This window comes from Tunicatimonas sp. (genome assembly GCF_049647865.1).
Lineage (GTDB): Bacteria > Bacteroidota > Bacteroidia > Cytophagales > Cyclobacteriaceae > Tunicatimonas.
Map to the genome: position 1 here is coordinate 1 of NZ_JBARYM010000526.1, position 7,158 is coordinate 7,158.

Consider the following 7,158-nt stretch of genomic DNA (forward strand, 5'->3'; position numbering starts at 1 on the left):
TTAGCTGCTTGCGAAGTGCTTTCCCCTAGATGAGTCATACTGTGAACAATGGCCCCGGCCGATAGAAACAACCCCGCTTTAAAACTAGCGTGGGCAACTAAATGAAAAAAAGCGGCCTGATAGGCACCAGTTCCTACTCCTATCATCATATAACCTAATTGAGATACTGTTGAGTAGGCCAGCACTTTCTTAATATTATGTTGCATTAGCGCCGAAATAGCGGCAATGAGGGCGGTGCTACTGCCAATAATGGCAATAGTGGTTAGTGTAGTTGTATCTAATAAAACAAATACCCGCAACAGTAGATAAACTCCGGCAGCTACCATAGTAGCAGCGTGCAGCAATGCTGAAACCGGCGTCGGCCCTTCCATAGCATCGGGTAACCAAGTGAACAGGGGAAATTGGGCTGACTTTCCAATAGCACCCAGCATTAGGCCTAATCCAGCTACCGTGAGCCAGCCGATAGGAGCGGCATTCTCGATCAATAAATTATTTACCCGAAAATAGCTGAGCCAAACGCCCTCATCCGTAAAAACGGATTGCTGCATAAGTTGCTCCAGAATCTGCAGGTCTAGCGTTCCAAATTGTGACCATAGCACTAACAAACTGATAATAAAACCCACATCACCCACTCGGTTCATTAGAAAGGCTTTGGTGCTGGCTTGTATAGCTGCCGGGCGACGGTGCCAAAAACCGATGAGCGCGTAAGAAGATACTCCCACTAATTCCCAGAAGAAAAAGATGAGTAGCAAATTATCCATTACTACAATGCCTAGCATAGAAAAGGTGAACAAACCTAGTAGTGCAAAGTAGCGAGTGTACTTCTCGTCGTGCTCCATGTAGCGGATGGAGAATACATGAACCAGCCAGGAAATCAGCGTGACTACTACTAGCATCAGGGCCGCTACCCGATCAATATGGATTCCTATAGTAAACGGATAAGAAAAAGCAGCTACCGGAATCTCAAACCAGATAGTACGACTATGCAGTGGCTCCCCCCACCAAACCCAATAGAAGATAAAACCCGTGGCTAACATTGATCCTAGCATAAAGCCGGAAGCAACCCAGCCTAACAATTCGCCTTTTTTTTGTGATAAGAAAATAAGCCAGATAAAATTGAGCAAAGGAATAGCCAGCACTAACAGAGCTAATAAAGTGCCGTTGTTTAAGGGGATGGGTTGGTATAAGGCGGTGTAATCCAAAGGGGGTTGGTTTGCTAACGCCAAAACTACGGGCGTAAAACCAAAAAAAAAACCCTAAATGCAATTGCTTCTAGGGTTTCTAAGTCAGTAGGTAGACTGATATGAAGAAATATATTCTCTAGACTAACTCGTTAAAGGCTTCAGCAAAGTATTCCATGTCTTGCATAGTGCCAATACTAACCCGGCACCATTCTTTGTTGTCGAAGCTCCACGAACGCACACTAACCCCCCGCTTCAGCATATCTTGCCGGAATTGCTCACTGTTGGTCCGCAGCGGAAATAATACAAAATTCGTGGTAGAAGGAATATGCTCATAACCTGCATCCGCCAAGGTTTTTAGCAAGAACCCTTTTGATTTCTGGTTCATTTTCTTGGCGTAGGCGTGATATTCGGTATCCTGAAAAGAAGCGATCGCTGCCGCTGCCGATGGACTGGAAATATTACCTGCGCTGTTGCTATATAAGCTCATCGTAGCAATTGCATCTGGCTGCGCCAGGGTATAACCAATGCGCAATCCAGCAAAAGCGTGTAACTTAGAAAAGGTACGAGCGATAATGACATTGTACCCATCGGCTACCAAATCAGCCATCGAGTATTTCTTAGGATCAGAGGTGTAGTCAATGTAGGCTTCGTCCACGAATACTGGTTTCTTTTTAGAAACTTCCTTGCAAAAAGCGCGTAGTTCATCCGGGTCGCATACTGTTGCAGTCGGGTTATTCGGATTGCAAATATATACTAAGCTGTGATCGTCGGACACTGAATCCGCCAATCGATCAAGGTCGTGCACGTAATCTTTCGTCAATGGCACCGTATCCCATTCGGCGCCTAGTGCTTGAGACCGGCGGATGAGTGACATATAGGTCGGATCAGCCGATAGAATTTTTCCGCCTTTCTGACCGTACGCCAGCGAAGCCGCCAGCAGTAATTCGGTAGAACCGGCCCCCAGCATTATTTGGGTAGGTCGTTTTCCCCAGCGAGTTTCTTCCACCTCGGTTAGCTCAAAGTGCTCCGCTAGTAGCTCGGCAAACATCGTTTTGCTTTCTCGCCCGTAGCGAAAACTGGTATCAATTTCGCCCATCAGTGCTTCTTTCGCCTTCTTGCTGGGCCCAAATGGATTTTCGTTGGATGAAATACGGGCTTTCAACTTAGGCATTTTCGCTAATAAAGCGACTTCGTCATCGTAAGGAGCATACAAGCGGGCGGCAACCTGATTGGAAGCTTGGGCAAAGTTGGTTGGCAAAGTACTACTTAACCCTAACCCTCCGGCTAAGAGAGCACTAGATTTTAACCAATTTCGGCGGTTCATTGCGGTTTGCATAGTGGTGGCAGGTAGTAAGTACTATTTAGAATAATTATCGGATGCTATCGTAAAGATATGATAGTTTTAGTATGCAAAACAAGTTTATTGCAAAATAAAATTCTGAGTTTATAATAAACTACTTATAGTTTGTTATTAGCTATGCTCAATTTAAGGTAGATTACACCGGGTAAGGGGTTATCGTAATACGATGATATTTCCCAAAAACCTAAGGCATAGTAAAGCTTCCGCGCTGACTTCATTTGCTCTAAAGTATCAAGCACTATCTCAGTATAGCCTAATTTTTTGGCTTCCTGAATAATTTGCTCCGCCAGTGCTCTCCCGATGCCCTTGCCCTGAAACTCAGCCGGAACGTAGAGTTGCTTCATCTCACCCACCGAATCGCTAAACTGACGCACTCCTACACAGCCAACCACGGCATTTTCTACTCTGGCTAATAATAGTTTTCCATATTGTCCGCCGTACATCTAAGGAAGAGATGCCAACTCTTGGTCAAAATTTTGGTAGCATAAATCTACTTTCAGCCAATCGGCATATTCGCGAAATAGACGAGCAGCATGCCGGAAATCTTCTTCCGTTTGGGCAACTTGCATTTTGTAGTTAGTAGCTAATTCTGCCATAGGTCAATCTTTTATTCTCACTAAAAGTAGCCCAACTCAAGGGATAGTTCAATGCATTTCGTAAGCTTGTAGTCGACTATGTGTGGCATCCACTTTATCATCGCTAAAAAAAATACCTCTCATCCGGTTCAAGCAGTACTACACCGAATGATGAAAGTTAGCGCCTACCGGGGACCAGATGCTACTCAGACTTTACACTGGTCAGGGCACCAACAACAAATATTTCTAGGTAGTCAGCGGCTAAAGATTACTGATTTGGACGATCGGGCTAATCAGCCAATGATTTCAGCCGACGACCGCTACGCCTTATTGTACAATGGCGCACTGTACAACTATTCTGAACTACGTAATCAGCTTCTGACCCGAGGAGAGACATTCACTACTCAATCAGATACGGAAGTGGTGCTTAAGATGCTAGTATGGCAGGGGGAAGCCGCTTTAGCTCAATTGGAAGGAATGTTTGCGCTAGCACTTTACGACCGAAAAAAAGAGAAAATACTACTGGCGCGTGATCCGTTTGGCATAAAGCCATTGTACTATGCGGAGAACGAACATTTTTTTATAGCTTCTTCTTCTTCTCAAAGTATCTTTGCCTCCGGCCTAATATCCACTCAGTTAGACACCTCGCAAATCGATCATTATTTTTGTTTTCGCTACCCACAGAAGGGCCACACGTTATACCAAGGAATCTGCGCTTTACCGGAAGGAACTCATCTAACTTTTGTACCCTCGTCAACTATCCAGCAGCATGCGTTTACCACAAATTCTAAAGAGGCAAATAATGTAACACGCGACGAAGCAGAAGTGCAGAATAGAGTAGAAGATTTGTTGAAAGATTCAGTACTTCGTCACCTAACAGCCGATGTATTCAGCGGATTATTCCTAAGTGGAGGAGTAGATTCTACCCTGCTACTGGCACTCATGAAGGAAGTTGGCGTTCCACCGGTTCCCACTTTTTCTATTGTGAATGATGCTCAGGAGAAGCACTTTGGTACCGAAGATTATCGCTACGCTCAGCAAGCAGCCCAGCAGTTCGGCAGCTACCACCGAGAAGTACCACTGACGCTATCACTTTTTGAAGAGCATTTTGAGAAATTTGTTCAGCAACTGGATCAGCCAATTGGGGACAGTGGAGCTATGATGACGTATTTACTTTCCCAGGAAGCCCAGCAATATGTGAAAGTAGTGCTCTCCGGAGCGGGAGCCGATGAGTTATTCGGCGGGTATAATCGTCATCAGGCGTACTATCAGTATCTCAAGCACTATTCCCTCTTCAAATGGCTCGCTAAGCCTAGTAAAACGCTGTCATCGGTACTACCTACGGGCTATAGTAATCTGTTGCGTAAACCATTTCGTTTGTTTAAAAAGTTTGCTCAGTCGCTGTCAGATGATCCCCCCACTACTTTTCTTCAGTTTGTTACATTGTCTGGACTAAAGGATTGCCCTTCATCAATTTCGGAATACCACTTTCGCCCTGAAAAAGATTTTATAGAAGAGCATTTATCTTTCGCTCTTCAGCACGACCAGCAACATTACCTAATAGAAGACGTGCTTCAGATGAGCGACACTAGCAGCATGGCGCACAGCCTGGAACTGCGAGTTCCCTATTTAGATGCACCCCTGGCTCATTATGTACAGTCACTTCCAGCAGTTTTTCGCTTAAAGCACGGACGAAAGTGGATTCTACGAAATCTATTAGACCAGTACGGTGGAAAGCCATTCACTCGCCGCGCGAAAGAAGGATTCGGGCTTCCGTTTGGTCATTGGTTGAAAGAAAAAAGATCAACCATTATTCGCCAGCATTTGGAAGACCATCAACTACCCATATACGAATTTATATCTTTTAATAAAGTAGACCGGCTACTTACAGCACACCAAAGGGGTTACCAAGATCATAGCGCGGAATTGTGGTCGGTAATGCTCTTATCAGCTTGGCTGAGCAACCAGAATTTTTAGAAAAATTTCATAGATAATTTATTCAACAAAGAAGATTACACTTCGTTAATTGAATGCCTACGTAATGACGCGTCAAAACTTACCTGTTTGACGTAGCAAGAGCAAAGCCTCATTAGGCAACTAATAGAAATCCTTGTATTTTACGTTTTTAATTTTTCCTTCCAGCATATGCACGTTCTCTACATCCACCAGTACTTTAAAACTCCCGAAGAGGGAGGTGCCATACGATCATACTATTTGGCTAAGGGACTGGTTGATGCTGGACACAAAGTGACAGTGCTTACTTCTCATAATGAACTTGTTTATAAGAAGATGCTGGTAGATGGTATTTTCGTACATTACCTTCCGGTTCCCTACACTCAGAGCTTCTCTGCCCGAAAGCGCATCCAGGCCTTTCTTTGGTTCGCTTGGTATGCCTGTCGGAAAGCATCTTTATTTAAAAACGTAGATCGAGTCTACGCCACGTCTACTCCACTTACGGTAGGGTTAATTGCTGGGTACTATCGCCGACGGTACCGTATTCCTTTTTTATTCGAGGTTCGGGATTTGTGGCCTGAGGCGCCCATTCAGATGGGGCTTTTTCGGAATCGCTGGCTTCAACAATACCTTCGCCTTTGGGAAAAGCGCATCTATCAGCAGGCCCAGGCTTTAGTAGCTTTATCACCCGATATTGAGCGTCATATCCGACGCATCGTTCCTCATAAGCCGATCCACCTCATTCCTAACATGGCCGACTGCCAGTTCTTCCGCAAGTCGGAACGCAATATATACCACGAGGTGCAGTTCGGGGTAGAAAATAAGTTTGTGGTCACCTACTTTGGGGCGATTGGTAGGGTAAACCAGCTAGCGTATCTGCTTGATGCAGCGGAGGCTTGTCAGCGAAAAGGATTATTAGAGGTACAATTTCTCATAGTTGGACAAGGTAGCGAGTTACCGTACATTAAGAAGAGTGTCGAAGAGCGAAATATTAGTAATGTTACGTTTGTCGATCATCAGAATAAGTACGGTTTACTGTCGGTACTTAATATTACCGATGCGGTGTATATTTCGTTTGCTAACCACCCAATTTTGCAGTCAGGTAGCCCTAATAAGTTTTTTGATGCGTTAGCTGCCGGAAAAATGTGTATCACTAACACTTCCGGCTGGATTGCCCAGCTGATAGAAAACAACCACTGCGGTATTTATGCATCGCCTCAACATCCTGATAAGTTGGTATCGCAATTAGCCCCTTTTGTTACTGATCGGACTTTACTAGAAGTATGCCAAAATAATGCGCGGGACTTAGCTGAGCGAGAGTTTAGCAGGGAAAAACAAGTCGAGACTTTGCGTAATATATTAGAGCCTGCCAGCCAGCCGGTGAAAGCTACGGCCTATACTTCGCTTGTATAAAAATCTGGCGCGCATCACCTTCTCCCATTACTTGCGTAAGATTTTTATCTGCTTTCTCACTGTAGTTCTGAATAATCTGCCACCCCAGCCAACGTCCCACTCGCCCCGGAATTTTCGCATTAATTTCTACTACACTAGGTCGTTCTCCTACATAACGGGGTATCACGGTATGGCTGGTTTCGTACAGTAGCTCGTTATCGATCAGGTGCGACCAGATCATTTGCGTATTCTCCGTTATAATATTCATTCCTGGTTCATCGTAGCCCGCAATAAGCGTATCGGGTAGGCAGGGCATCACCTGCTGCATAAAATAGTAGCTCTTACCGTAGTAAATCATCTCAGCCAACAGGCTATTATCTTCTCGGTTCGTATTATTGAATTTATCAGAAAGAATCATCATGCTACTGGGAACGATGTACTCAGGGCGATAGCGAGTGAGCATGTAATCGTGTATTTGAGGACGAAACCGCGCTTCATCGCCTAAGAAAAAATCTAAACTGATGACAATCAAACTATCACTCACCAACAGATCACTGCCCATGCTGCCCAGTCCGGTGAAGGTGGTGTAGATCTTAGGTGGCTGAAAACTAGGGTAGTAATATTTTATGTACCGGAAGGCTTGCTCAAAATCAGTTTCTAAACTCTCGATATTAGAAAATACAGCCTTCGTTTG

The 7,158-nt window shown here is 44.7% G+C and carries 7 protein-coding genes; 2 read left to right on the forward strand and 5 right to left on the reverse strand.

Features of this window, described 5'->3' with window-relative positions; all coding sequences use genetic code 11:
- The 4 genes from WBA23_RS15555 to WBA23_RS15570 form a co-directional block, all read right to left on the reverse strand.
- Window positions 1-1,202 (reverse strand): NADH-quinone oxidoreductase subunit L (locus tag WBA23_RS15555; RefSeq protein WP_424583204.1); only part of this gene is annotated, 1,202 nt, incomplete at its 3' end.
- A gap of 118 nt (window positions 1,203-1,320) precedes the next feature.
- Complete coding sequence (locus WBA23_RS15560; RefSeq protein ID WP_424583205.1) at window positions 1,321-2,520, reverse strand: pyridoxal phosphate-dependent aminotransferase; 1,200 nt, start codon at window positions 2,518-2,520, stop codon at window positions 1,321-1,323.
- A 122-nt stretch (window positions 2,521-2,642) separates the two neighbouring features.
- Window positions 2,643-2,987, reverse strand: coding sequence for a GNAT family N-acetyltransferase (locus tag WBA23_RS15565; RefSeq protein ID WP_424583206.1), 345 nt, complete (start codon window positions 2,985-2,987; stop codon window positions 2,643-2,645).
- Window positions 2,988-3,140, reverse strand: a complete 153-nt coding sequence (locus WBA23_RS15570; protein WP_424583207.1) for a hypothetical protein — start codon at window positions 3,138-3,140, stop codon at window positions 2,988-2,990.
- Between the two features lie 78 nt (window positions 3,141-3,218).
- On the opposite strand from WBA23_RS15570, the gene asnB reads away from it, so the two are divergent.
- On the forward strand, window positions 3,219-5,096 hold the full coding sequence (asnB, locus tag WBA23_RS15575; protein ID WP_424583208.1) for an asparagine synthase (glutamine-hydrolyzing): 1,878 nt from the start codon (window positions 3,219-3,221) through the stop codon (window positions 5,094-5,096).
- Window positions 5,097-5,264: 168 nt separating this feature from the next.
- On the forward strand, window positions 5,265-6,485 hold the full coding sequence (locus WBA23_RS15580) for a glycosyltransferase family 4 protein (protein ID WP_424583209.1): 1,221 nt from the start codon (window positions 5,265-5,267) through the stop codon (window positions 6,483-6,485).
- On the opposite strand, the gene WBA23_RS15585 is transcribed toward WBA23_RS15580, so the two are convergent.
- A partial coding sequence (locus tag WBA23_RS15585) for a gliding motility lipoprotein GldB (RefSeq protein ID WP_424583210.1) occupies window positions 6,460-7,158 on the reverse strand: 699 nt, incomplete at its 5' end. The genes WBA23_RS15580 and WBA23_RS15585 overlap by 26 nt on opposite strands.